The following is a 25,517-nucleotide window of genomic DNA, read 5'->3' on the forward strand; positions in this document are numbered from 1 at the left end:
AACCCCGGGATTGTTTATTTCCCGGGGCTTATTTTATTTGGCCGCAGCGTTTTCAGGTGGACGGCGGCCTGCAATCCTTGCCCAGGTTTTGCTGGATGACGGCCAAGTCGGCCGCGTCGGTGACGCCGTCGTGGTTGAAGTCGTACCAACTGGACTTGCCGCCGTTGGACGTGTTGAAGCGCTTCCAGTTTTCAATGTCTGTGCTGTCGACCACCAGATCCAGGTTGCCGTCGCCCGGACAAACGATTCTGCTGCTTGTCAGCTTTTGCAATTCGGTTTGCAGCGCCGTGTAGTTTTGCTGCTGTTCGGCTGTCAATGCCGGCTGGTCTAGAAGGTTGAGTCCGGCGCGGTCAAGCATGGGGAGTGGCGTGGCCTGGTCGACTTGGTAGAACTCTTCGGTGGGCTCAATGTTTCCACTGCCGCAGTTAAGGCGTTCAATGCGCACCAGCTTGAACAGGTCGTTGCGGATGGCTTTTTGCGAGTCGGGCAGGATGTCGACCGTTGCCTGGCCCTTACTGGCCAGGTAGTCGTTGACCGCGCAGCAGGACGCCAATCCCGCCGGGGCCGCCGCGCTGCCGGGGCCGTACCAGGTTCCGCCCTGGTCTTCGCACACGCCTTGCTGCGGAAAAACCTGCACGCAAACGTTGGACGCAGGAATGACGCAAGGGGGTGCGGCGGTGGCGGAAATATTGGTTCCCATTTCGGTGTAGTTGGTGCTGCGGATGCTGGCGTGGCCGGGATCGGTCAGATACGGCAGCACCGGCTTGGCATCCAGTCCGCGGGCGGCGGGTACCACCTGGCTTACGTCGATGCCGGCCAGTTCGCCGAATAGGCTGAACATGTCGGTCGAGCTCACCATGTGCGGGACATCGCGGTCAGGCTGTTTGACCATGGGGCCGGCCACGATTAAGGGAACCCAGACGCCGGTCTGGTAAGGAAAGCCCTTGGCGCGGGTAAAGTCGAATGGCAGTTTTACGCTGGGTGCATAAGTGCCGTTGTCGCCCATGATGATGACCGTGGTGTTGGTGCTTTCGGGTCGATAGTCCAGCGTGCCGTCGTTCTTGTACTGGGCCAGGCCGGTCTCGACCAGCAGGCGGCCGATTTCCTTGTCCATGGCTTCCAGCATCTGGTTGGTCAGTATGCGCTGCTGTGGGAGGTCCGCGCCGCATGTAAAGCTGCCAGTAGGGAAGGACTTTGCCGGCAGCAGGGAAACCGGAGGCGGCTGCAGCGGCGTATGGATGGCGGAGTAGCCGACACTGGCCATCCAGGGCTGGGTCGGCGCCTGTTGCTTGATCCAGCGCACGGCCGCATCGGTTTCCGTGGTGCTGCGGTATCCGCGGCTGCGTTGGTCAGAGGGTGGGTAGACTTCGACCTTGCCGTTGGGCTGGTTGATGATCAGTGCGCTGGTGTAGTAGCCGTTTTGTACGGTGAAGTCGATATAGGCCGGCTTTGCCGCCTTGCACGACTGGCCCGGGTCGAAGATGCCGCCGCCTTCCAGGCAGGTACGGCCCGGCGTGGCGGCAGTCGCGGTGGATATTTCGGTGCAAACGCCGGTGGCCTGATAGCAGGCTCCGCCGTCTTTGCCGTTGGCCGGATCGTCCGTGGTGTTGGGCACGAAGCCGCAGCCGTAAGTGCCGGCCGGAGCCACGCCGCCCGCCGTCGTGTCGATGGGATAAGGCCCGCCGTCCAGATAGCCTTCGAAGTAATCCCAGCCCAATTCGTGCATGACGCCGTCGCCCAGCGGGTTGTTGGCGGGATTCAGGTCGGAACCTGACAGGTGCATTTTGCCTATGATGGCATTGACGTAGCCTTTCTGTTTCAGTACCTTCGGGGTCGTGATTTCGTAGGGCGATACCTGCGAATTGGCAAGGTCAAGAGCAACGACGGCATTCTTCACATCGGTGCGGAAGGGATAGCGTCCCTGAAAGAACGTTGCCCGGGTGGGGGTGCATGTGGGCATGGACCAGGCATTGCGAAAGCGCACGCCTGCATGTGCAATGGCGTTCAGGTTGGGAGTTTGCGCCGGAGTGGCGCCACCGTAGCCGAACACGGGCAACTGATCGACGCCCAGATCGTCCAGCACGACAAAAAGTATATTTGGCGGCTGGGGCGGATCGTTGGAAGCCACATTGTTGCCGCTGTCGCTGCATGAAGTTAAGGTCAGTGCGGCGGCTGCCGCCGCGAGCAAAGCTGGAAGCGTCTTGTTCAAGGTATTCTCCAGTGGGCGGCATCGCTTGTCGGCAAATATGGCCAGTTCCTTCTAAGAAATAGATATTGCCGGCGCAGCCTGATCAAAATGATGTCGGGCTTTGGCCTTCATGCAAGCCGTAAATGGAATATCGCTTCAGTTGGTATAACCATTGGGGTGGTCTGTATAAATGTCATTAATTGTGATTTATATAGCTATTTTGAAAAAATCGTAACAGATTTGCATTTGGTGAACAATCAAAAATTTCCTTTCGCCATCACTGGATCATCTGGTTTATTTCTATGATTGGCATCATGACGGCCAGCACAATTACCAGCACAATGCCGCCCATGATCAGGATCATCAAAGGTTCCAGCAGCGCCGTCATGGTCATGGCGCGGCGTTCCAGTTCGTTCGAAAGCGTACGTGCTGCGCGTTCGAGCATGGCGGGCAATTCGCCCGTGCGTTCGCCGCTGCCAATCAGATGAATCAGCAAGGGTGGAAAGATTTTTTGCGCCTGCAGCGCGGCCGCCAGCGGGCTGCCTTCGCGGACATGGCGGGTAGCTTCGTCCACGGCCACGCGCAGCTTGTCGTTGCCCAGGGTGCGGCGCGCGGCCTCAAGCGCCACCAGCAGGGAAACCCCGCTACTGGTCAGAATGGCCAGCGTCGCGGCGTAGCGGGCGGTGTTCACGCCCAGCACATAGCGGCCCAGCAAGGGCAGGCGCAATACCCGCGCATGCCAGGCCAGACGGGCCGCTGGATGGCGCAAATGCCAGCGCCAGAGGGCGAACAGCGCTGCCAGCGCCGCGACCGTAATGGCACCCCAGTCGCGCACGAAGCCGCTGGCGGAAAGCATGAGGCGGGTCAGGAGGGGCAGGGTTTGATGCGTCTGGCTGAATGCACCCACCACCTGTGGCACGACGTAGCTGAGCAGGAAAATGACGATGGCTATCGAAACAATAGTGACGATGATCGGATAGATAAAGGCCGTCAGGATTTTATTGCGCAAGGCCCCGCGGGTTTCAATGTGGTCGGCAAGCTTTTCCATGACCTGGGATAGGTCGCCCGACTGCTCGCCGGCGTCGATCAGGGCGCGGTAAATAGGCGGAAAGTCGCGGGGGCGTGCAGCCAGCGCTTCGCCCAGCCGATGGCCGGCGCGAATGTCCGCCCGCACCGAGGCCAGCGTATGCGCCACATGCTGGCGCTCGGCCTGTTCCAGTGTGGCGCTAAGTGCGGCTTCCAGGGGAAGGCGCGCGGCCAGCAGGCTGGCCAGCTGGCGGGTAAGCCAGCCTAGATCGGAATCGCTGATGCGCGGACCTTTCAGAATCTGGCCCGCCGTGGCGCGCCCGCCGCTGGCGGCCCGCAGCGACAGCGGCAACAGCCCGCGTGAGCGCAAGCTCTGGCGGGCATTGCGTTCGCTGTCAGCATCGATCAGCCCGCGTTCAATGCGTCCGGCCGCATTGGCGGCCTCGTATTGGTAGGTGGGCATATCGTCTCCGTCTAAAAAGGATCAGGCGTCGCGTGTTACGCGAGCCATTTCTTCATCGGTGGTAACGCCTTGGGCAATCCAGCGTCCGCCATCTTCGCGCAGGCTGCGCATGCCCGTACGCTGCGCGGCCTGGCGCAAGGCCTGTTCGTCGGCGTTGGCATGGATCATGCTGCGCAGAGTGTCGTCCATGGAGAACAGCTCGTGCACGCCGGTGCGTCCGCTGTATCCGGTATGGCTGCAAGCTGCGCATCCGCCGGGGTTCCAGCCGGCCGTGCCGTCGTCGCGGCTGGTCTTGCATTGCGGGCATAGCTTTCTTATCAATCGTTGGGCCAGCACGCCTTGCAGGGTTGACGCCAGCAGGAACGGTTCAACACCCATATCGGTCAGGCGGGTAACGGCGGAAATGGCATCGTTGGTGTGCAGCGTAGCCAGGACCAGGTGGCCGGTCAGCGAGGCCTGGACCGCAATCTGCGCGGTCTCCAGGTCGCGGATCTCGCCGATCATGATGACGTCGGGATCCTGGCGCAGGATGGCGCGCAGGGCGGCCGCAAACGTCAGGTCGATGCGGGGGTTCACCTGGGTTTGCCCGATGCCCGGCAAGTCGTATTCGATAGGGTCTTCCACGGTAAGAATATTGGTGGTGGCGGCATCCAGGCGGCCGAGCGCGGCATACAGGGTTGTACTTTTGCCGCTGCCGGTGGGGCCGGTGACCAGCACAATGCCGTGCGGTTGGCGAATCAGCCTGTCCAGTTGGGCCAGTACATCGGGCGCCATGCCCAGCCGTTCCAGCTCCAGCCGTCCGGCTTCTTTATCCAGCAGGCGCAATACGGCGCGTTCGCCGTGTCCCGTAGGCAGGGTGGAGACGCGCACATCGATGGGACGCCCGCCCACGCGCAGGGCGATGCGGCCATCCTGCGGCAGGCGCTTTTCGGCTATGTCCAGGCTGGCCATGATCTTGATGCGCGACACCAGGGCGTTATGCAGCGCCCGGCGCGGGCTGACGATGTCGCGCAAAGTGCCGTCGACGCGGTAGCGCACCACCGAATGTGTTTCGAAGACTTCCAGGTGAATGTCGCTGGCGCCGTCGCGGGCGGCCTGGGTGAACAGCGCATTGATCATGCGGATCACCGGGGCATCGTCATGGGCTTCGAGCAGGTCTTCTATTTCCGGGATGTCCTGCATCAGCCGGTCGAGGTCGACTTCGTTGGCGGCCGCGTCCACCACTGCGGCCGCGTCGCCGGTTTGCGCGTAAGCGGCCGCTAACAGAGTGTCCAGTTCGGAGTCGGGGACTTCGCGGTGGGCGAGTTCGCCGTGGCGCCGCCGTATTTCAGCCAGCGCCCAGTCCGGCGTGCTGGCGGAGGTCGTCAGCATCATGCCCGAAGTACCGGTCTGGATAAGGGCGCGGTAAGTGCGCGCCCAGGCATACGGAAGCCGGGTATTCATAGCTTGCTGGAGGAAATCGGCGCAGTTGGCGGGATTGGAGCGGCTGCGGGGTTTGAACCCGCAGGCGCGGACATGGGCAGGGAGTTGTCCGATTCACGCAGGTCCAGCAGGCCGGTGTTCGGATTGCGTTCGAATTGGGGAAGCTGCCTCATGCCGGTGTCAGGTGCAAACCAGGTGGATTTTGCTGGTAGCCGCGCCTGTGCCGACCGCATGTAGTTGTAGCGGTCCAACGTTACGCTGGCGCCGTCCAGGGCGTTGCGCACAATATGCGGGCGCAGAAAAACCATCAAATTGGTCTTCTTGCGGCTGCGCGTGTCGTAGCGGAACAGATTGCCCAAAATGGGAATATCGCCCAGCAGGGGCACCGAGCTTGTGCCGCCGGACATAGTGTCTTCCAGCAGCCCGCCCAGCACGATGATTTGTCCGTCGTCAACCAGTACGTTGGTTTGCAGTGCGCGTTTGCGCGTGATTATTCCTGTGGCCTGGGTGGAGGCAGGGTCAAGGCTGCTGACCTCCTGGTACAGGGCCAGCTTGACGGTGCCGCCTTCGGAAATCTGCGGGCGGATACGCAAGGTCAAGCCAACGTCTTCCCGCGTTATGGTTTGGAAGGGGTTGCTGGATCCATCGCCCGAGGTCGTGTATTGCCCGGTGACGAAAGGCACGGTCTGGCCAACAATGATGCTGGCTTCTTCGTTGTCCATGGTCATCAGGTTGGGCGTGGAAAGCACATTGGCGTTGACTTTTGTTTGCATGGCGCGGGCCAGCACACCAAGGTTCAGGATTTCGCTGCCCAGGATGTTGACCGTACCCTTGACGACGCCCAGGCTTAAACCCGTGGCCAGAGCGTCTATGGTGGTTTTCCCCTGGGGGTTGAAGCCGCTGCCGCCCAGGTTCGCACCGCCGAAGAACGATGAGTCGCCGCTATTTACATTGTTGCCGCCCGCCGCCCACTGGATGCCGAACTGGGCGGCGTCGTCGGCGTTGACCTCGACGATCAGGCTTTCGACCAGGACTTGCGCACGGCGCTGGTCCAGTTGGTCGATGACCTCACGCAGGCTGCGGTAGAGCGGATCGGGTGCGGAGATGATGAGTGTGTTGGTGGAAGGGTCGGCCTGGACGGTTGCGCCGCCGGCTGTAAACGCGACCGGCTGCATGGGGTTGCTGTCGGTGCCGCCAAGTGTTCCGGTTGCGCCGCCCATGGCGGTATTTCTATTGGCGCTGTAGCCTGTATTGGACTTCGCGGCGCCGTTCATCCCCGGCATGCCGGTCATTACGGAGGCGCTGCCCGCGCCGCCCTGCATCGTGCCTGACAAGCCGCCGTTCGAGAGATTGCCCGACGCCGAACCGCCGGTATTGCCGCTGCTTGCACCCTGGCCGCCGAGCGCGCCGCGCAGTACTTCGGCCAGGCGCGTTGCCTGGGCGTTGCGCAAGTACACAACATGCAGGTTGCCGGCGCGGGACTCGGGGCTGTCGATGCGCTCGATCAGGTCGCGCGCAAGCACCAGTTTGTCGGGACTGCTGGCGCGCAGCAGGACGGAGTTGCTGCGCGGGTCGGCGACCACAACGGTTTGCTGGGTGGCATCGCCGCTGCTGCGGGTGTCCAGCAATTGCGCTGCCAGTGCCGCGACGTCCAGCGCAACGCCGTATCGAATGGGAACGACGTCGGTGCTGGTGGAGTCCGGCGTGTCGATGCCGGCAATGACTTGGGCGATGCGGTCCAGGTTGTCTGCGTAATCGGTAATGACCAGTGTGTTATTGCCCGTGTAGGCGTTGATGGGATTGTTCGGCGCGATCATGGGCCGAAGTATGGGCACCAGGTTAGTGGCATTTTCATAGCGCAGCTGAAAGACGCGCGTGACAAGTTCTCCGCTATGGGCGGCGGCCTGCCCGGCGCCGCTGCTTACCGGGACTCCCTGCAGCTTGGCGTCGGCCTCGGGCACGACGCGGCTGACGCCGTCGACGTCGACCACGGCGAAGCCTTGCATGCGCAAGGCGCCAAGCAGCATTGAGTAAGCCGTATCCGGATTCACAGGAACCTCCGAGACGAGCGTCAATTGGCCTTTGACACGGGGGTCGACCACAAAATTGCGTCCGGTGAATCGGGCCATTGCGCGCACAACGCCTTGTAAATCGGCGCCGACGAAGTTAAGCGTGGTGGAGTCGGCCGCCGAGCTTCTGCCGGCCGTTGCGGATGCGGGCGCGAGACTCTGGTTCTGGCTGGATGGGCGCCGCGGGGCGGGCCGCGCACGCGGCGCGGGTTCCGGCAGCGGCGATGAGGCTGTTCCGGGAGGGCCTTCCTGGCGCCAACCCTGGCCTGTGGATGTGTGGACGACAAGTTGCGAGCCGGCCTGGTCGCCAGATTGGGGCGGGGTAGCGCAACCGGCTAAAACCAGGGATAGCGCCAGCGTCGACAAGGCCGGATGGAAATGATAGCTGCGGCTCATTGTTTTATGGATATATTTCATGACTGTATCGATAGGCCTGTGGTTTTATGGTGCGCTAGCGAAAACGCAAAAGAGTCTGGTTGTTCCGGTGGGGGCCAAGCGTGGCCAGCAAATCGCGCAGGACGGCATGGGTGTCGGTGCTGGCGGTGGGGTCGGTTTGGGCCGTACCGTCGAACTGGAAGCCGCCTTTTCGGTCCAATATGCCGGTGCCGTTAAGCATTAGGGGGCCTTGCCGAGTGCTTAGAACCACGTCCGCCCGGCCCTGGTCGGCCTGCTTCAGGATAAGGGCATAGTCGCCCAAAGGACGGATGGGGGCCAGCGCCGACGCGGCATTGCGCCATTGGACGTTCAGCAGCGTGGTGCCGGGAGGGCGGCTGGAGCGCCCGATAACCGTCGCGGGCCATTGAAGCAATAGTTCGCCGCCAGGGCCGACGGCCGCGATGCGGGCATCCAGCGTTGCCAGCACAGGCGCGGGCAATTGAAGTGTTTGGCCGGACACCGCAAGACCAAGCCACGCTGGAGTTACGGCCAAGGGGCCGCCCAGCCATGGGTGCGACACAAGAAGCTTGGGACCGTCGGCGATCGACAAGTGCCAGCGCAGCGGTTCGGCGATGGTGCGCCGGTGGCTGGCCGTACCTATTGCCAGCGTGGCGCTGCCCGACCAGACTGTTCCGCTGGCATTGACAACGGCCAAAGGCCACGCGGTCGGCAGCATGGCCATGATCCAGCGCGCGGGAAGCACTGCCAGGGCGGCACAGCAGGCCAGCAGTATCAGTCCGGCAACGGAAAATATCACGCGCCGGTTCATGGAGCCGGCTTTGCGGGTTGATGGACGACAATGCGCCCTGACACATGGCCGGGTCTGTCGCGGCCGTCGGTATTGGCACGCGCAAGCTCGACGGTTTGCGTCTGCAGTTGAAGCAGATAGGGCAGTCCTGCCAGCCATTGCATGACGCGTTCGGCACTGGCATCAAGCAGCGTGATCTCCCATTGCTGCGATGAATCGCCGCCGGACACGCGGATTTCGTTCAGGGTGGATGAGTCTTCCAGGCCGCTGCGTTGCAGGCTGGTACGCAAAGCCTGGGACAGGCTGGCGGCGTCTATCTTGCCTGATTGCATGCGTTGCAACGCCTGGGCCTCAAGAACCAGGGCGTCTACTTGCGCGGCATTGGCATGCAGGCGCGGCAGCAGTTCGCGCGATTGTGCGATGGAGTCCAGCGCCGGCTTCAGGCCCAGCGTCCAGACCAGGGCCATCGCGACAACAATCGAGCCCGCGCGCAACAGCGTGCGTTCCTGTTGTGTGCGTTCGTTCCACCAGGCGGCGGCCTGCAACTTCAATGTATTGAGCTGTTGGCGCCAAATGGCGGCTTGCGTGGACTGCGGCGACTGGGGGCGTATGTTCATGGGCGGGTCTCGCGGGCCGGTTGGCTGTTCACACGCTGGAAGTGCCATGTGTGGGCTGCGCCGTCGTCCTTTTCAAGCTGCAGGGACTGGACGGCCGCCGCCTGGTGCAAAACGGCTTCGTCGGACGGCGGCGTATAGCCTTTGGCCAGGACCAGCGTCAGTTTTTTATTTTGATAGCGCAATGAGGCGACATGGCCGTCGGCGAAGTTCAGCACCTTGGCTGCGCCCAAGGCCAGCGGCATGAAATCGTCCGCGCCAGCGGTGCCGCCCGCCAGGCGCAGCAGATCGCGCTGGCTTCGCGCCTGCTGGACGGGGTCGATGATGACGGGGATAGAGGGAAAGGCCGTGCGTACAGCTTGTTCTGTCGAGGTTTGCAGCGCATGCGCTTCGCCGCGCAATTGGGCGGCATAGATTTGCAGGCCCAGCAGCCATAGCAGGGCGGCAGCGCCAGCCCACAGGGCCGCGCCGCGCCAGCGATGCATTTGTGAGGTCGGCCGCCATTCGGGCCGCGCCAGCGACCAGCGCGGCAGCGGAGCTTGCCAGCGCGAGTCAACGGGAAGGGTTAGCGGCCGGCTCGGATGGGGGTCGCTTCCGGGCAATGCCAAGGCCAGCGGCACTATGGCGGCAAGCTTGAGTCCGGCGCTGTCCAGTTGCCGCCATGCTTCCAGCAACGCGTGTCGCCCCGTCCACGCAACCGTAGTGCTGCCGTCGGCGGCGCGCGGTCCATGCGCAATGCAAAGATCGGCGATGGCGCTTAGGGCCATGGGTTCGACGCTGGCCTGCACGGCCGCGTCCAGCCGCTTTGCAGGCAATGGCGGAAGCTGGACCGTAACGGCAATGGCATCGCCAGGATGCAATATAGCCTGCACATAGTCGACCGGAACGGCTTGCGCCAGTTGTCCAAGGGGCAGCTCACCGCTGCGCAGCAGCCGGCCGTCGCGGTCGAACAGCGCAAAAGCCATTATGGATTCCGGCGTTATCTCGGCCAGAGGCGGCAGGGCCAGGCGCAGTCGGCTCTTCATGTCAGTCTTTGATCCATCGGATGGAGGGTAGGCCGCCGTCGGGTCGATGCAATAGCGCCTGCATCCCGACCGCAATATGGTCCAGCGTGACTTCACCCGTGACCTTGAACCAATCGCTGCTGACGTCGATATGGTCGCCGGAGCGAATGTCGGGTTTGCCCAGCCGGTTGAAAAAATCGCCGCGGCTATTGAACCATTGCCCGCGGTCGCGCTGGCTGGCCAGGTCGCGGGCCTGGGCCAGGTCCAGGCCGGGAACGCTGGCGCTTAGCACTTCGGCACTAGCGGTATTGGCATTGACAGCTGTTTTTTGCGGCAGGATGGTCAGGTAGTTGGCAAGAATGGCGGCAATGTCGGGAGATATGCCGTTGATGCCCATAAGGTCGTTGGTGGTTCTTAACCCAGGAGCCGCGGGTTCCGGATTCTGGCCGGCCTGTGTATCGGCCACGCGCTGGGCTATGGCGCCAGCCAGTGATGTCTGGATGCCCAGGCCGGCCAGCAGGCTTTCCAGCACGGCCAGTTCTGCAGGCTGCACCACGCCATTCTGCGCCAGTTCCCAAATATTGTATTTGCTTTGCTCGTCTTCGATCTGGCCCGAGAAATAGGCCTTGCGCTTATTGTCCGGCGTGCTGACTTCAAGCCCGGAAATAGGTTGGGCCCAGATCGCGTCCTTCAGGGTTACGGCATTGCGGCGCGCGTCGTTGAATAGAATGACGCGCGACCAGTCCAGCCCGCCGCGCAATAGCCATTTTGCCTGCGCGCGGTCTTTTTCGCCGACCAGCGTATCGGCAAGCAAGGCTTGCCGCTCCATGATGGCCGCGGTGGCGACAGCGGCGGCGGCCACGACGATCAGTGCGGCGATTACTGCCATGCCTTGCTGCCGGATTGGCCGCGTGCCTGCCGCAGGATGGGGGCGAAATACGCTATGCGAAAGCTCAATCATGGCAGCAGCACAACCTTTCGATAGACTTCGCTTGCGCCATGGTGCATGCGTTCGATCATGATTTCCAACCCGGTGGCCTTGGCCTGGGTGGCGGCTTCGTTGGGCGTGGACCAGCCTTGTCCTGGTATCCAGGCTCGAACGGAAAAATTCTTCACTTGGTCAAGGACCACATCGCTGGACCCGGCTTGCGGTAAAGGAAGGGTCTGAGCGGCCGGCCCCACGGCGCGGCGCAGCGTATTGCCGTCCTGTCCCCAGGCCACTCGTTGCCAGGCGCCGTCGCGGGCGGAGCGCACCACCGTCAGTACCGGCGGGGCCCATTGAATGCCGGCGGGCAGCATGGTGTCCAGGGTCGCAGCAGGAGTTACCTGGCTGGGTGAGGGAAGGATATCGCTGTTCGCATGGTGGCTGAGGTCGCTTTCGATCTGGCCCAGCACACGCACAAGCGCCAGGGTGTCGTCGGCGCTGGCGTTCAGGCGTTCGCTCGAGCGTTCGACCATATCGAGCGCCTGCCATGAAACGATGCTCAGCACCGCCATCAAGGCCAGCGCGACCAGCACTTCAATAAGGGTAAAACCCTGCTGTTTTACGACTGTAGGCATCATGGCAGCGAGGACAGCAGGCCGTCCAGCTGCGCTAGCACGGGGCCTGAAGCCAGGCGTGCCCGCACAGTGACCAGCCGGAAGTTGCCGTTCATGGTGTTTTGGGATTCTTGTTCGCAGACCAGGGCAAGAGGTCCCTGGCGGCAGGGTTCGATTGTGCGCCCCGGCGGAGGAAAAGTGCGCAAAAGGCGAAGCTCGGCCAGGCGGTTTTCGGCGGCCTGAAGGGCCAGGCTGCGTTGCTGCATGGCTTGGGCTCCGCTGGCGCTTACCCCCAGGGCTCGCATGCTGGCGGCCAGGGCTATGCTGACAATGGCCAGCGCTATAAGGACTTCCAGCAGGGTAAAGCCCGCCTGCGCATGAGGCGGACTCATGGCAGCACCTGATACTGGCCGTTGCCCGAGCGGACGATGCGTACTGTGTTCAGGCCATCGCGCAGTTCCACTGCAAGCGGCCCCGATATCCATTCGGTGTTGAATACATTTGCCGCAGGTGGGTCCAGGCGTACTTCAATCGCGTTGTCGGACGTCCAGGGGCGGGGCCGCAGCGAACTGTCGGCATCAAAAGCTTGGGCCTGCGCGGGCCTTGCCGCCTGCGCAATGCCGGCGGGCATGAATAGACGGCGAGTAGCCTGCGCAAATTCATAGCCTTGCGCGTCGTATTCCCAGACGACGGGACTTCCGCCTTTGCGCGCCTCGGCCTGGGCAACTGAAAACAACTGCGCCAAACGCAGTCCGTCCTTGCGCAGCGCTTGGGCGTCGCCGCCCGAGAATGCACTGACGCTGACAGTGGTTGTTGCGATGCCGATAATGACCAGTACGATAAGCACTTCCAGCAGCGAAAACCCACGCTGGCGCACAGCTCGGCCACCCGGTGGCGAACTCTTGTGCTGCATAGCAAAGTGCGTCGCCGGATTATTTGGACCAGGTACCGATATCGGCATTATTGCCTTCGCCTCCTGCCCGCCCATCGGCGCCCAATGAGAAGACATCGATTTCGCCGTGCACGCCCGGGTTCAGGTATTGATAAGGCGTGCCCCACGGGTCGACAGGCAGGCGGTCCATATACGAGCGCTGGTTGTTAGCGGCCTGGCCGCCAATTGCCTGTCCGGGCAGCGGCTGCCCTGTCAGAACTTGCAGGCCTTGTTCGGCGCTGGGGTAGCGGCCATGGTCCAGCCGGTACAGCTTGAGCGCCTGCATCAGGGCGCCGATGTCCTGCCGAGTCGCCACGGCCCGCGCCTGGTCAGGGCGGTCCATGAGGTTCGGCACTATAAGGGCGGCCATGATACCCATGATGACGACAACCACCATGATTTCGATCAGGGAAAAGCCGAGCTGGCGGCCGGCGCCGGCAATTCGTGGGAAAAAGGGCGGAAAATGCTTCATTTCGTAGGGGGTGGCGGCTGGTATCAATTGGAAATCAAAGCCATTTTTGGCAACCTTTTTTAAATTAACTTACTCATTCGAAAATGACAATGGCGATCTGCCCGACTAGGCGACAAGGATTTGACTTGATCCGTTTTCCGGCCATGGTCACGATGGTACAGGTAAATAACGCAAGGACTACGGGTTTTCCAGGCCGTTGTGCGCCTATTCGCAAGTCCGGGGCTTTTGTAATGGCCGTCTGCTCAATTAAAGGGCATCATATTGCTTTCGCTTTTTAAAGCGGCAGGATTTTTGCCGCAAGCAAGGAACCCTACTCAATGCAGATATTACCCGCGTTGTTTCGTCTTGAAGGACCGGCATGGGTGCGTGGCGTGGCTGTGCTGGCACTGGCAGTGGGCGCGGGCGTCTGGGGTGCGCTGCTTTTTGCGCCGGCACCGCGCGCGCTGCCCCCTATGCTGGACTCTGTTTCGGCATCGGGGCAAGATACCAGTGCCGTGGCCCGGTGGTTTGGTGGGGGAGCTTTACGCGTGCGTGTGGCGGTCGTCGGCCTTATTTCTGCCGATAACGGCCGCGGGGCGGCTTTGCTGGCTGTCAATGGCGCTGCGGCGCAAGCTTATCGGATAGGGCAAACGCTGGCGCCGGGGGTAACCTTGGCGGGCGTGACGCCCAATGCGGTGTCCATCAATCAAGACGGCGTAATCGAAGAAGTGGCCATGCCCGCCAATCCGGCAAGCCTGGTGCAGGGCTTCATTCCTGTTTCTTCATCCGGAGTTCGGCCTTGAAAAAGGCGTCGACGGCCGCCAGACCGCTACAGCCAAGGTATTGATGCCGGCTATGTGGACGCCGTGGAATATTGGGCCAATAGGTGCCATGCTGGCAGCCGCGGCGCTTGCGCTGGTCCTGGCGGCGCTTTTAAGCCGCGCCGCTTATCGGTTGCCGCGTGCGCTGGACGCGCAGATCGCCAATCCGCCCTCCCGCGCACATCGGCGCTATCGTGCCGGTTTCTGGGCGGCCGGCATAGTCCTGGCCATGCTTTGCGTCCGGCTATTGGGCCCTACGCCCGCCGCCGCAGCGGCAATTGTATATATTGTGACGCTCTTGGCATTGGGCTGGATCGATGCCGAAACGGGCTTGCTGCCCGATATGCTAAGCCTGCCGCTATTATGGCTGGGCTTGCTGGTGAATCTAGGCGGCGCTTTTACCGCGCTGCCGGACGCGGTGCTGGGAGCCGCGGCAGGCTATCTGGCGCTGTGGTGCGTTTGCTATGTGTTTTTATTGTTCACCGGGCGCATGGGCATGGGGCATGGCGACTTCAAGCTGCTTGCCGCTCTTGGCGCATGGTTGGGGTGGGCCAGCTTGCCTTGGGTTTTGCTGGTCTCGTCTTCGCTGGCCTTGATCGCGGCGCTGGCGCTGCGCCTGGCGGGCCGCTTGAAAGCTGGCGAGCCCTTGCATTTCGGGCCTTATCTGGCGGCGGCCGGTATTCTGGCGCTGCTTAGGTTGTCGTACTGAGCGCCATCGTGCCGCATGTTTTGCGTTGACAGCCCTGTATCGTAGAAGATAGCGCCCACATCGACAGCATTGCACGGGCTTTGTACCGATGGCGGATTTACTGCTTGCCCGTTCCTGTGTTCGAGAGCAGCATTCCCCAATGCTGAACTTCCTGAGCGGTGCGCTGTGCCAAGGCTGCGGGCCGTGCTTGTTCCGGGGTTGCGGGCAGCGTATTGATTTGCTCCATGCGCGTCCGAAAATATTCGGAGGCAATACTGGATTGCAAACTGCTGGAAAGCTTTTCAATGAATTCGGGTGGCGTGCCCTTGGGGGCGTAAAGAGCGTGCCAGGCGGATAGGGATAAGTATTGCGGAAGCGCGGGGAAGTCCTTGACGGCAGCGGTCGTGCTGTAGACCTTGACCGTACCGGTTTTGACTTGTTCAGTCATGTTGCTCCATTGGTCGCAAATAATATCTATTTCGCCGGCTATCAGGGCCTGCACGGCTGGTGCCGTTCCTTTGTAGCCGATCTCGGTGAAATTGGTGTTCAGGTCCTTTTGCAGCAATACGCCGCAAAGATGTGCGGCGCTGCCTATGCCGGCATGCCCGTAATTCACTTTGCCGCCTTGGGCCTTCATCCAGGCTTTCAATTGCGGCAAAGTTTCAGGCGGCAGGTCCTTGCGTGCAATGATGGCCATGGGTGTATCGACTACGCTGCCGATAGGCGTCAGGTCAGTGCGCGGGTCGTAGCCCAGCGTCTTGTATAGGCTCGGCGCGGTAGAAACGCCCAGATTCATGAACAAAATGGTATAGCCGTCGGGCCGCGCCTGCACCGCCTTGCGCGTACCTATGGTTCCGCCCGCGCCCGCTGTGTTGTCGATGACGACGGGCTGGCCAAGTGCGTCGCCCATGGGCTTTTGCAAGGCGCGCGCAACGACGTCGGTTGGGCCGCCGGCTGCGAACGGCACAATGATAGTGATGGGCCTGTCCGGGTAGGCCGCGCATGCTAGCATCGGCAGCCAGAGTAGTGAATATGCAAGGGTTCTGATTCTTTTCATATTGATGGACTGCATATTGCTTTTTCTTTTTGGTTTGAAAACGAGTAGAAAAACAGCTTTTGATCATAACGTAATTGCTGTGTACGAATGAAAGCCGGCGCGGCTTCCCGGTTTTTATGGCCAGCTTACCGATTGCCTGGAAATGCATTACGATTGGCTGTGCTGAAAATGATGGTTGCAGTGGCAAATCGAAAAAAACGAGTTGACCTTAACTGGCGGGCTGAGAGTTGTCCGTTGACGGAATTTGCGTTCCAGGACTGTTCATTATTAGAAGATTAGAAAAGGAGGTATCCATCCATGGCTTATTCTTTTCCCGACCATAAGGTCATCCAGGGCATCGGCGAACAATTCGGCATGAATCTTAGCGACGCCGAGGCCGCCGAATATCACGCCTTTCTCGACGGCCTGACGCCGGCCTTTCGCTTGATCGAGCAGCTTCCCGAGGTGGCCCCGCAAGTCCAGTATCCCCGCACGCCGGGCTATCGGCCCGAAGGCGCTGAAAACAAATACAACGCCTGGTACTACAAGTCCACCATCAAAGGAGCAGCCAGCGGCAAGCTGCATGGAAAAACAATTGCAATAAAGGACAGTGTCAGTGTGGCGGGCGTGCCCATGACGAACGGCGCTTCCATCCTGGACGGCTATGTACCCGAGACCGACGCCACTATCGTGACCCGCATACTCGACGCCGGCGGAGAAATCCTTGGCAAGGCGGTATGCGAATACCTGTGCTTTGCAGGCAATAGTGCCACCAGTTCGACCGGCCCTGTGCAGAATCCCCGCGTGCCTGGCCACACGACGGGGGGCTCAAGCAATGGCAGCGCCGCCCTGGTCGCGGCGGGCGAAGTGGACATGGCCATAGGCGCCGACCAGGCGGGCTCCATCCGCATGCCGGCTTCGTTCTGCGGCATCGTTGGCCTTAAGCCAACCTATGGGCTGGTGCCGTATACCGGTGCGGCCAGCATCGAATATACCTTCGACCACCTGGGCCCCATGACACGCACCGTGGCCGAGTGCGCCTTGCTGCTTGAAGTCATTGCCGGCGACGACGGCATCGACGGGCGTCAAAGAGGCGAACCGTCGCAGCCGTACACGCAAGCCATAGGCAAGGGCGTCAAAGGCTTGCGCATCGGAATCGTTGAAGAAGGGTTCGGGCGTGCGGAATCCGAGGCCGGCACGGACGAGTCCGTGCGCGCGGCGGCCAAACAGCTTCAGGCGCAAGGGGCCATTGTCGAAACCGTCTCCATACCCTGGCACAACATTGGCTCGGCGCTATGGCTGCCTATCGGCATAGAGGGCTCGGCCCATAATCTGGCGCATGGGCACGGCGTCGGCTATGGCGCCAATGGGGCCTATTCCTTGTCCTATATGCGCGCCATCGAAAACTGGAAATCGCACGCCAACGAGCTGGCCCCCACCATCAAGGCCGTGCTGCTTTCGGGCGAGGTACTATCCCGGCACGGCGGGCGCATTTACGCCAAAGCGCAAAACCTCAAGCGCCGCCTGCGCGCAGAATACGATGCCGCACTGGAAAAGTACGACGTCCTGGTCATGCCCACTACGCCCATGACGGCCACAAAAATCGTCACGCAAGACGCCACGCCTACCGAGGTTTTGGTGGCCAGTTGGGAAATGCTGAACAACACCAGCCCCTTCGACCTGACCGGACACCCGGCCATCTCGGTATGCTGCGGCGAGTTCGAAGGCAGGCCGGTAGGATTCATGGTGGTGGGCCGGCATTTCCAGGAATCCATGGTGTTCCAGGTCGCTGACGCGGTGCACCAGGAAAAGAAGTAAGCCGGCCTTAGCCGTCCTGCTTGTTGCTGCGCTCAACCCCATGCATGTCATGCAGAGCCGCCGAGATCTTCTCGGTGGCGGCGAGCAATGCGGGTGCAAAGCGTTCTATGGCGGCGTCCAGCTTAACGGCACGAGCCAGATAAATAATATTAAGACACGCTATTGCGTTTCCCTGATGCAATATTGGCATGGCAATAGAGCCTATCTTGTCGGCTTCCCCGCCGTGGTTCCATTCGCCGGTATTGGTGCCCATGCCGTCTGTGCGCACTCGCCGAATTAGATTTTTTATGAAACGGGGGTCCGCAGCCAGGCGCGCTTGGTCGTCGCTGCCTGCGCACAGTAATTGCAAGACTTCTTCCCGTTCTTTTTCGGCGCAGTACGAAAAGTAGGCACGCCCCGAGGCCGTCATCAGCATTGGAAGGCGCTTGCCCACCATGGCGCGATGAAAAGAAAGACGACTGAAGCGATGCGTGGTTTCGCGAACCCGCATGAAGTCCCCGTCAGGGGTGCTGAGGTCGGACGGCCAGACGACTTTCTGCAGCAATTCACCCATGACCGGACTTGCTTTGGTCGAAATCCATTCCGAATCGGTAAAGCCTTCGCTTAGCTCGCGCACTTTCAAGGTAAGGCGAAAGCTATCGTCTGACTCGCTGCGCCGCACAAAGCCGGTTTGCGTCAATGTTTCAAGCAAGCGGCGAACGGTCGTGCGGTGCAGTCCTGTCATTGTGCTCAATTCGCTGCTCGAAGCCTGGCCGTCGATGCAGGTATTCAGTGCTTGCAGCACATCTAGCCCGCGCTCCAGGCTTCTGACATGTTTGTATTCCGCGGGCTGCTTGATGGTGGGCATAGTGTTTGGCGTTCGAGACGGAGTTATCCATGATACCGAGATTGTGCACCAGGTGCACATTGCTGGAATTCTTTTGTGGAAGCGCCGACGCTACCGTATCTTGACTTCAAACCTATTCAAAATTTCCGGAGACACTCATGGCCGTTGATCATCAGCAGAAATTCCACAGCATTTGGGCCGACTTGCGAGGCGTTGAATTTTCGCAGGGATGGATGGACGCTGGCGGCATCAATACCCGCTACCTTCATGCCGGCGATAAAAACAAGCCAGCTCTTATTCTGTTGCATGGCGTAGGCGGGCATGCCGAAGCGTATGTTCGTAACCTGAAAGCGCATTCCAGCCATTTTTCGACGTGGGCTGTCGACATGGTTGGTCACGGTTGGACGGATATTGCCGATACCGATCTGGAGATCAAGCATTATATCGATCATCTTTTGCGGTTCATGGACGCCGCCGGCATAGAAAAGGCCAGCATCAGCGGAGAGTCGCTTGGAGGCTGGGTGGCCGCCCGGTTTGCCATCGATCATCCCGATCGTATCGATCGCCTGGTGCTTAATACCGCCGGCGGCTCCCAGGCGGATCCGGCCGTCATGGAAAAAATCAAGGCCTTGTCCATGCGTGCCGCGACTGATCCCAGTTGGGAGTTCATCAAGACCAGGCTTGAATGGCTGATGGCGGACAAGTCCAAGGTGTTTGACGACCTGATAGCGACGCGCCAGGCTATCTACAGCCAAGCTGGAATGGAAAGCAATATGCGCCATTGCATGATCTTGCAGGATATGGAGGTCCGTCAGCGCAATATTTTGCGTGCTCAGGATTACGAGCGAATCAAAGCGCCGACGTTGGTACTTTGGACCTCCGACGATCCGACTGCCGATGTGACCGAAGGCCGTCGCATTGCATCAATGATTCCTGGAGCCTTGTTCACTGTAATGGAAGGTTGCGGCCATTGGCCGCAGTTCGAGGACACGAAGTTGTTCGATGAACTGCACATCGATTTCCTGCTTGGCAAACCGATCAGGGGCGCGCACCGCGCAGCTTAAGGCGCCGATCTTGCCATTACCTTGCATATCAAAAATGGAGTCGTGAATGAGCTCGATGAAGCTGCAGTGTCTTTCGCATACGCCGCTAATGGGATTGGTTGATCCCGACGAAGCCACGGTGCGTTCGGCCATGCAGGCCTTGCGGACGCTTAAGGAAGATCTCGAGACCTTCGATCCTGAGCTGATTTTTCTATTTGCGCCAGATCATTACAACGGATTTTTCTACGATTTGATGCCTTCGTTCTGTATTGGCGCGGCGGCCAGTTCGATTGGCGACTATGGCTGCCGGAGCGGCCCTTTGAATGTGCCTGGCAATCTCGCCATCGAGTGCGTCAAGGCGGTCCAGGCCGCCGAGGTGGATTGCGCTGTTTCGTTCAGAATGCAGGTGGATCATGGCTTCGCCCAGCCGCTTGAGTTGTTGACCGGCGCATTGGATCGCTACCCGGTGATACCTGTTTTTATCAATAGTCTGGCCGCTCCTTTGCCGTCCTTCAAGCGTGCCCGCCTGCTCGGTAATGCGGTGGGGCTTTATGCGGCTACGCTCGGCAGGCGCGTGCTTTTCATGGGTTCAGGGGGCTTGTCGCACAATCCTCCGGCGCCTTCGCTGGCGGGGGCAACACCGGAAGTGGCTGAGCGATTGATCGCGGGGCGCAATCTTTCGGCTGAACAGCGCAATGCGCGTCAACAGCGCACGATTGACGTTGCCCGCGAATTTGCGGGCGGCGGGTCGACTTTGCATCCGCTCAACCCCGCCTGGGACAAGGACTTTCTCGAGAGGCTGAAGCAGCGCGACTTGATCGGATTCGACAAGGTCGAGAACGCGCAGATCGGCTTGGCGGCAGGCGAGTCCGCCCATGAAGTCAAGACGTGGTTGGCGGCCAATGCGGCCATGGCAGCGGCGACCGGTGGCCGTTATGTGGTCCGTTCCGACTATTACGCACCGATTCCCGAGTGGATTGCTGGGTTTTCAACATTGCAGGGGGACGAGCAAGCTGACTATGGCTAACGCGGGGTTCGTCCTCATGGCCGGGTTCTTTATAACGCGGGTATTGCGAGCAGTTTCAGTAGTGCAGCGGTTTAGTGGTTTTCATCCATATCTATAAGTACGGAGACAAAGTAATGACTATTAAAAGAACATTGATTGCAATGGCAGTGGTTGCAGCCTTTGCGCAAGCGGCTCAGGCCGATATAAATATTGGCGTGGTGACATCCATTACCGGTCCGGCGGCGACACTGGGTACGGACATCAAGCGAGCGGTTGCGCTGATGCCCGCAACAATTGGCAACGAAAAGGTCAACTATATTGTGCTGGACGATGCCACCGATCCAACTACTGCCGTTCGAAATACCCGCAAGCTGATATCTGAGAATAAGGTCGATGCCATCATTGGCCCCAACACCAATCCCAATGCCGCCGGCATGACATCGGTGGTCGATGAAACAAAAACGCCTTTGGTCCTTATTACTCCCTATCCTCCGCCGGAGGACAAGCGTCGATGGGTGTTCCAATCGACCCAGGGAGCCGGTTTGATGATTCAGCGAGTCGTTGAGGATATGGCCGAAAACAAGGTCAAGACGGTTGGATATATTGGCTTTGCCGACAGCTGGGGTGACACCGTATACGCTGCGCTTCAGAAGGAAGCCAAAGAGGCAAATATCCAGATTGTCTCCAACGAGCGCTACCAACGGCCGGATACGTCTGTGACTGCTCAGGTGCTGAAGGTAATGGCAGCCAAACCCGATGTGGTATTTATCGGGGCATCCAGCACGCCGGCAGCATTGCCTCAGGCGGAATTAAGGCAGCGCGGCTATACCGGAAAAATCTACCAAACGCATGGTGTCACAACCAAAGACTTTTTGCGCATTGGCGGAAAGAGTGTCGAGGGTGCCTTGATTCCGGTTGGGCCTACTCTGGTCGCCGATCAGTTGCCGGACAGCATGGCTAGCAAGAAGGTGGGCGTTGATTTCAATAGCGCTTACGAAAAAATGTACGGTGCCGACTCGCGTTCGACATTTGCCGGGTCGACCTGGGACGCCTTTCTTTTGCTGCAAAACGCCATTCCTGGCGCACTTAAAGTGGCTAAGCCGGGGACAGAAGCATTTCGTTTGGCTTTACGCGACGGCCTTGAGAACACGCGAGAGCTTGTGGGCGTCAATGGTGTCTACAACATGAGCGCTGAAGACCACGTTGGGCTGGATAAGCGCGGCCGGGTACTGATCCAGGTCAAGGACGGACGATGGAGCTATGTGAAGTAGGGGTTGCCTTGTCCGGTGCTGCCGCGTACACGGACTGAAGTGAACAACCCAGCGCGAGCCTTGCTTTGCGAAGGCTTGCGCTTTGGGTGGCGATCAATCGTTGAACAAAGTGGCCGGCAATTGCTTTACCGCTTCATAGGTCATGCCGATGTGTTCGGCCAGCAGTTTGCAGGCGGCGTCGGAGTTGCGGTCCAGGGTGGCGTCCAGGATGGCTTGGTGTTCTGCGTGCAGGTCACGCGGAATCGGCTTGCGGGTAATGACCAGACGCCGGTAGCGCTCGGCTTGTTGGTTCAGGATGGCTAAAAAGTGCTGTACCCAGGCTGATCGGCAGGCGCTGATCAGGGCTTGATGGTATTCGCGGTTACGGTCTTCCCACTCGTCGAAGCGCTCTGAAGGGTTGGCGGCAAGGCGTTTCTGCGCTCGGTCCAGGCGGTGAAAAGCGGCAACGACGCGGCTTTCCCAGATGTCGTCGCCGGACTGGATGGATTGCTTCAAGGCTTCGCACTCAAGCAGGATGCGGGTTTGCGTGATGTCGTGAAAGTCGGCCATGGAAATAGGCTTGACGTGGAAGCCTCGTTGTCCCTGGGCTACGACCAGGGCGTCCGACACCAGCAGGGCCAGGGCTTCGCGCAGTGTGCCCGCGCCTACGCCGTAAGAGTCTTTCAGGTGTTCGACGCGCAGCTTGGCGCCGGGCGCCAGCCGGCCTTCGATGATGTCGCGCCTTAAATGCAGGTAGGCGCCGCTGACCAAGGTCTTGGGAAGGGCGTCCGGCGCCGCTTCGCCGTCGGGCGTCGGCGGCACTGGCATGGATGATGCGGTCGGAGAATCAAACATGGTGGCTTGAAAGACTTAATTTAGCGCCGACTATAGCGAACGAGGCCAGTGTATCTTATTTTTCGGCGAAAACAAGAAATAATGAGGATTTATAAAAATCTCGATAATACTAATTGACATCGAGATTCCTTCAACTTATTCTTTAAATCGACACGGCCGCAAAACGCTTAAAAATGCGTCCGGAAATTTCCGGGCAAGGAGACAACACGTGATTCATCTGCATGACATTCGCTATGTCAGGCTGGGTACTGCCGACCTGCAGGCATCGGTGCGCTACGCCACCGACGTCCTCGGTCTGGAGATTGCCCGCAGCGAAGGCAAGTCGGTCTACTTGCGCTCGGACAGCCGCGACCACACGCTGTGCTACACAGAGGGCGATCCGCGCGACCATACCGCGGCATTTGAAGTCGACACGCAGCAGGAGCTGAACCATGCTGCTGCAATACTGTCCCAAAATGGCTGCCAGGTGCATCAGGGGTCGGCCGCCGAGGCCGAACAGCGCTACGTGCGCGACTTCATAAATTTCAAGGACCCATCGGGCAACAGCATTGACCTGGTCTATGCTCCGCACCATAGCGGCCGGCGTTATTTTCCGTCGCGCGATGCGGGCATTACTGGCTTCAGCCATATTGGACTGCGTACGCTGGATCCGCACCGCGACGAGCTGTTCTGGACGCAACTGCTGGGCGCCAGGGTCAGCGACCGCATAGGCGCTGCGCCATTGCTGCGCATCGACGAGGTGCATCACAAGATTGCGCTGTTCCCTTCCACCTACCCTGGCGTTCAGCACATCAATCACCAGGTGGAAAGCATCGACGATGTCATGCGTGCTTATTACATCCTGAAAGAGCGCAACATCCCCATACGCTTCGGCCCGGGCCGGCATCCCACTTCAGGCGCCATGTTTTTGTACTTTGAAGGCCCCGACGGCATGGTGTACGAATATTCCACCGGCGTGCGCCTTATTACCGAGGAAGACGAACTCACCTATCGTCCGCGCAATTTTCCTTTCGTGCCCGAGTCCTTTTGCATGTGGGGCTCGCGGCCCGATATCCCGGAGTTCAAGTCGTGAGCGCCGCCCAAGGCGAAACGGCCATGGCGTTTACAGCGGCCAGCCTAGAGCAACAGCGCTTGTTGCGCATAGCCGCGCGCTCATTGGCGCGGGCGAACCTCGTGCATGCCTACGGGCATTGCAGTTTGCGCCTTGATGCCCATGCGTTCCTGGTATGCACCGCCAAGCCCATGGGCTTGATTACGCCAGCCGATCAAGGCACCGTCGTGCCGGTGCACGGCGACCTGCCGGATGGAGTGTTGGGCGAGGTGCGCATTCATCAACAAATATATCGAAGCCGGCCCGAGGTGGGCGGCGTGGTGCGCAGCATGCCGCGCGATGTCATGACCTTATCGGCGGCTGGCATTACGCCTGCGCCGCGCCACGGAATGGGTTCGTATTTCTCGCCGGGAGTGCCGCTTTGGGACGACGTGCAGTTGGTGCGCAGCGAAGCTCAGGCGGTAGGCGTGGCGCAGGCCATGGCCGATGCCGCCGCGGTTGTTATGCGCGGCAACGGCGCTGTGGTAGCCGCCGAAGACCTGCAAACGGCGGTGGGACTTACTTGGTATCTGGAAGACGCCGCCCGCATCGAGCTGCAACTGCGCGGTGCCGGCCTGGCGGACGCGCAGGGCGTTCTTACGGCTGGGCAAGCGCAGCAAAGGGCCACGCGCAGCGGCAGGATTTTTGAACGTATGTGGGAATACCTGGGGGCAGGCGATCCGGAATGGGTCGGCGCCGTTTGATTTTTTGATTGGCAGGATAAAAACGAATGAACGAATTCAAGAATTTCATCAACGGGCAATGGGTTGCCACCGGCAAGACCTTTGAAAATCGCAATCCGGTCGACAATAGCCTCATCGGCCCGGTGCACGAAGCCGGCCGCGGCGAGGTCGATGCGGCGGTCCAGGCCGCCAAGGCAGCGCTCAAGGGACCTTGGGCAGGCTTGAAGGTCGACCAGCGTGTCGATCTTCTGCATGCCGTGGCCGACGGCATCAACAATCGCTTCGACGACTTCCTGGCGGCTGAAATCGCCGATACCGGCAAGCCGCATGTGCTGGCCAGCCATGTGGATATTCCGCGCGGCGCAGCCAATTTCAAGGTATTTGCCGACCTCATTCGCAACGTCCCCAATGAAACCTTCGGCATGAACACGCCCGACAATGGCCATGCACTGAACTATGCGGTGCGTGCTCCGCGTGGCGTCATCGGCGTAGTGTGTCCGTGGAACCTGCCTTTGCTGCTCATGACATGGAAGGTCGGCCCCGCGCTGGCTTGCGGCAATACCGTGGTGGTCAAGCCTTCGGAAGACACGCCTGCCACGGCAACGTTGCTGGGCGAAGTCATGAATCAAGTGGGCGTGCCGGCGGGGGTGTACAACGTCGTGCACGGATTCGGTCCGGACTCGGCGGGGCAATTCCTGACCGAGCATCCGCTCGTCGACGGCATTACATTTACCGGCGAAACCAGCACAGGCGAAGCCATCATGAGGGCGGCGGCCAAGGGCGTGCGGCCGGTGTCGTTCGAACTGGGCGGCAAGAACGCCGGCATTGTGTTCGCCGACGCCGATTTCGACAAGGCTGTGGCGGGCATCGCTCGTGCCGCCTTTGAAAACACCGGGCAGGTATGCCTGGGTACCGAGCGCGTCTATGTGCAGCGGCCTATTTTCGAACGCTTTGTTGCGGCCCTTAAACAGCGCGCCGAATCCTTCAAGATGGGCCAGCCGCTCGAACCGGGGGTAAATTTCGGGCCGCTGATTTCCATGACGCACAAGAAAAAAGTATTGAGCTACTACGAGAAGGCCAAGGCCGAGGGTGCGGTAACCGTCACCGGCGGCGGCGTGCCCGCCATGCCGGGCGCGTTAAGCGCGGGGGCCTGGGTCCAGCCCACAATCTGGACCGGCCTGCCAGAAAGTTCCGCCATCATCCGCGAGGAAATTTTCGGGCCGTGCTGCCATATCACGCCCTTCGACACCGAAGAAGAGGTTATCCGGCTGGCCAATGCCACGCCGTATGGCCTGGCTTCATCCGTGTGGACCCAGGACCTGAGCGTCGCCCATCGCATGGGCGCGGCGCTGGAGGTCGGGATTTGCTGGATCAATTCCTGGTTCCTGCGTGACCTGCGCACGTCGTTCGGCGGTGCCAAGCAATCGGGCATCGGCCGCGAGGGCGGTGTTCATTCGCTGGAGTTCTATACCGAATTGCGCAACGTCTGCGTAAAACTGTAGGCGGCCATT

Annotated in this window: 24 protein-coding genes; 9 read left to right on the forward strand and 15 right to left on the reverse strand. The window is 60.4% G+C overall.

The window, feature by feature from the left end; genetic code table 11:
- Nucleotides 1-52 precede the first annotated feature (52 nt).
- The 12 genes from DFR37_RS12920 to gspG all read right to left on the reverse strand — a co-directional run bounded on the left by DFR37_RS12920 (nucleotide 53) and on the right by gspG (nucleotide 12,911).
- Nucleotides 53-2,209 (reverse strand): sulfatase-like hydrolase/transferase, encoded by a 2,157-nt coding sequence (locus DFR37_RS12920; protein ID WP_113933726.1) that lies wholly within the window; start codon nucleotides 2,207-2,209, stop codon nucleotides 53-55.
- A gap of 256 nt (nucleotides 2,210-2,465) precedes the next feature.
- Entirely contained in the window at nucleotides 2,466-3,677 is a 1,212-nt protein-coding gene (gene gspF, locus DFR37_RS12925; protein ID WP_113933728.1) for a type II secretion system inner membrane protein GspF, read from the reverse strand.
- A gap of 21 nt (nucleotides 3,678-3,698) precedes the next feature.
- Complete coding sequence (gene gspE / locus DFR37_RS12930) at nucleotides 3,699-5,120, reverse strand: type II secretion system ATPase GspE (protein ID WP_113933730.1); 1,422 nt, start codon at nucleotides 5,118-5,120, stop codon at nucleotides 3,699-3,701.
- Entirely contained in the window at nucleotides 5,117-7,585 is a 2,469-nt protein-coding gene (gene gspD, locus DFR37_RS12935) for a type II secretion system secretin GspD (protein ID WP_113933732.1), read from the reverse strand. The genes gspE and gspD overlap by 4 nt, the downstream gene beginning before the upstream one ends.
- Nucleotides 7,586-7,619: 34 nt before the next feature.
- A complete protein-coding gene (gene gspN / locus DFR37_RS12940; protein ID WP_170139907.1) occupies nucleotides 7,620-8,360 on the reverse strand; it encodes a type II secretion system protein N in 741 nt (246 codons plus the stop codon).
- 8 nt (nucleotides 8,361-8,368) lie between these two features.
- Complete coding sequence (locus DFR37_RS12945; RefSeq protein ID WP_170139908.1) at nucleotides 8,369-8,968, reverse strand: type II secretion system protein M; 600 nt, start codon at nucleotides 8,966-8,968, stop codon at nucleotides 8,369-8,371.
- Nucleotides 8,965-9,990, reverse strand: a complete 1,026-nt coding sequence (gene gspL, locus DFR37_RS12950; RefSeq protein WP_113933738.1) for a type II secretion system protein GspL — start codon at nucleotides 9,988-9,990, stop codon at nucleotides 8,965-8,967. The genes DFR37_RS12945 and gspL overlap by 4 nt, the downstream gene beginning before the upstream one ends.
- A gap of 1 nt (nucleotide 9,991) precedes the next feature.
- Complete coding sequence (gene gspK, locus DFR37_RS12955) at nucleotides 9,992-10,858, reverse strand: type II secretion system minor pseudopilin GspK (protein WP_113933806.1); 867 nt, start codon at nucleotides 10,856-10,858, stop codon at nucleotides 9,992-9,994.
- A gap of 68 nt (nucleotides 10,859-10,926) precedes the next feature.
- Nucleotides 10,927-11,532 carry a PulJ/GspJ family protein gene (locus DFR37_RS12960; protein WP_113933739.1) on the reverse strand — a complete coding sequence of 202 codons (606 nt, stop codon included), beginning with the start codon at nucleotides 11,530-11,532 and terminating at the stop codon, nucleotides 10,927-10,929.
- The gene (gene gspI, locus DFR37_RS12965) at nucleotides 11,529-11,900 is read right to left on the reverse strand and encodes a type II secretion system minor pseudopilin GspI (RefSeq protein WP_113933742.1); all 372 of its coding nucleotides are present in this window, start codon (nucleotides 11,898-11,900) and stop codon (nucleotides 11,529-11,531) included. Before gspI ends, DFR37_RS12960 begins: the two co-directional genes overlap by 4 nt.
- Nucleotides 11,897-12,421, reverse strand: coding sequence for a prepilin-type N-terminal cleavage/methylation domain-containing protein (locus DFR37_RS12970; RefSeq protein ID WP_170139909.1), 525 nt, complete (start codon nucleotides 12,419-12,421; stop codon nucleotides 11,897-11,899). Before DFR37_RS12970 ends, gspI begins: the two co-directional genes overlap by 4 nt.
- A gap of 19 nt (nucleotides 12,422-12,440) precedes the next feature.
- On the reverse strand, nucleotides 12,441-12,911 hold the full coding sequence (gene gspG, locus DFR37_RS12975; protein WP_113933744.1) for a type II secretion system major pseudopilin GspG: 471 nt from the start codon (nucleotides 12,909-12,911) through the stop codon (nucleotides 12,441-12,443).
- Nucleotides 12,912-13,228: 317 nt separating this feature from the next.
- Between gspG and DFR37_RS12980 the strand changes: the two genes are divergently transcribed.
- Together DFR37_RS12980 and DFR37_RS12985 are read left to right on the forward strand one after the other, a co-directional pair.
- A complete protein-coding gene (locus DFR37_RS12980; protein WP_113933745.1) occupies nucleotides 13,229-13,693 on the forward strand; it encodes a type II secretion system protein N in 465 nt (154 codons plus the stop codon).
- An 88-nt stretch (nucleotides 13,694-13,781) separates the two neighbouring features.
- Nucleotides 13,782-14,420: a prepilin peptidase gene (locus tag DFR37_RS12985; RefSeq protein WP_242341832.1), complete on the forward strand. Its 639-nt coding sequence runs from the start codon at nucleotides 13,782-13,784 to the stop codon at nucleotides 14,418-14,420.
- Between the two features lie 97 nt (nucleotides 14,421-14,517).
- Here DFR37_RS12985 and DFR37_RS12990 read toward each other — a convergent pair whose 3' ends face one another.
- On the reverse strand, nucleotides 14,518-15,456 hold the full coding sequence (locus DFR37_RS12990; protein WP_170139910.1) for a tripartite tricarboxylate transporter substrate-binding protein: 939 nt from the start codon (nucleotides 15,454-15,456) through the stop codon (nucleotides 14,518-14,520).
- Between the two features lie 297 nt (nucleotides 15,457-15,753).
- On the opposite strand from DFR37_RS12990, the gene DFR37_RS12995 reads away from it, so the two are divergent.
- Entirely contained in the window at nucleotides 15,754-17,253 is a 1,500-nt protein-coding gene (locus DFR37_RS12995; RefSeq protein WP_113933748.1) for an amidase, read from the forward strand.
- A 7-nt stretch (nucleotides 17,254-17,260) separates the two neighbouring features.
- Here the strand turns inward: DFR37_RS12995 and DFR37_RS13000 are convergent, their stop codons facing one another.
- On the reverse strand, nucleotides 17,261-18,100 hold the full coding sequence (locus DFR37_RS13000; RefSeq protein ID WP_113933749.1) for a DNA-binding transcriptional regulator: 840 nt from the start codon (nucleotides 18,098-18,100) through the stop codon (nucleotides 17,261-17,263).
- A 137-nt stretch (nucleotides 18,101-18,237) separates the two neighbouring features.
- Between DFR37_RS13000 and DFR37_RS13005 the strand changes: the two genes are divergently transcribed.
- The 3 genes from DFR37_RS13005 to DFR37_RS13015 all read left to right on the forward strand — a co-directional run bounded on the left by DFR37_RS13005 (nucleotide 18,238) and on the right by DFR37_RS13015 (nucleotide 21,399).
- The gene (locus DFR37_RS13005) at nucleotides 18,238-19,143 is read left to right on the forward strand and encodes an alpha/beta fold hydrolase (protein WP_113933750.1); all 906 of its coding nucleotides are present in this window, start codon (nucleotides 18,238-18,240) and stop codon (nucleotides 19,141-19,143) included.
- Between the two features lie 46 nt (nucleotides 19,144-19,189).
- On the forward strand, nucleotides 19,190-20,149 hold the full coding sequence (locus DFR37_RS13010) for a 3-carboxyethylcatechol 2,3-dioxygenase (RefSeq protein WP_113933751.1): 960 nt from the start codon (nucleotides 19,190-19,192) through the stop codon (nucleotides 20,147-20,149).
- 113 nt (nucleotides 20,150-20,262) lie between these two features.
- Nucleotides 20,263-21,399, forward strand: coding sequence for an ABC transporter substrate-binding protein (locus tag DFR37_RS13015; RefSeq protein ID WP_113933752.1), 1,137 nt, complete (start codon nucleotides 20,263-20,265; stop codon nucleotides 21,397-21,399).
- A gap of 93 nt (nucleotides 21,400-21,492) precedes the next feature.
- Here the strand turns inward: DFR37_RS13015 and DFR37_RS13020 are convergent, their stop codons facing one another.
- A complete protein-coding gene (locus DFR37_RS13020; protein WP_242341833.1) occupies nucleotides 21,493-22,233 on the reverse strand; it encodes a GntR family transcriptional regulator in 741 nt (246 codons plus the stop codon).
- A 208-nt stretch (nucleotides 22,234-22,441) separates the two neighbouring features.
- Between DFR37_RS13020 and DFR37_RS13025 the strand changes: the two genes are divergently transcribed.
- From DFR37_RS13025 to DFR37_RS13035, 3 genes are read left to right on the forward strand one after another with little or no spacing between them, the layout of a single operon-like run.
- Nucleotides 22,442-23,305, forward strand: a complete 864-nt coding sequence (locus DFR37_RS13025) for a VOC family protein (RefSeq protein ID WP_113933754.1) — start codon at nucleotides 22,442-22,444, stop codon at nucleotides 23,303-23,305.
- Nucleotides 23,306-23,328: 23 nt separating this feature from the next.
- Nucleotides 23,329-24,027, forward strand: a complete 699-nt coding sequence (locus tag DFR37_RS13030) for a class II aldolase/adducin family protein (protein WP_113933807.1) — start codon at nucleotides 23,329-23,331, stop codon at nucleotides 24,025-24,027.
- A gap of 26 nt (nucleotides 24,028-24,053) precedes the next feature.
- Nucleotides 24,054-25,508, forward strand: coding sequence for a 2-hydroxymuconic semialdehyde dehydrogenase (locus tag DFR37_RS13035; RefSeq protein WP_113933755.1), 1,455 nt, complete (start codon nucleotides 24,054-24,056; stop codon nucleotides 25,506-25,508).
- Nucleotides 25,509-25,517 lie beyond the last annotated feature (9 nt).

The organism is Eoetvoesiella caeni, assembly GCF_003315175.1.
Classification (GTDB): Bacteria; Pseudomonadota; Gammaproteobacteria; order Burkholderiales; family Burkholderiaceae_B; genus Eoetvoesia; species Eoetvoesia caeni.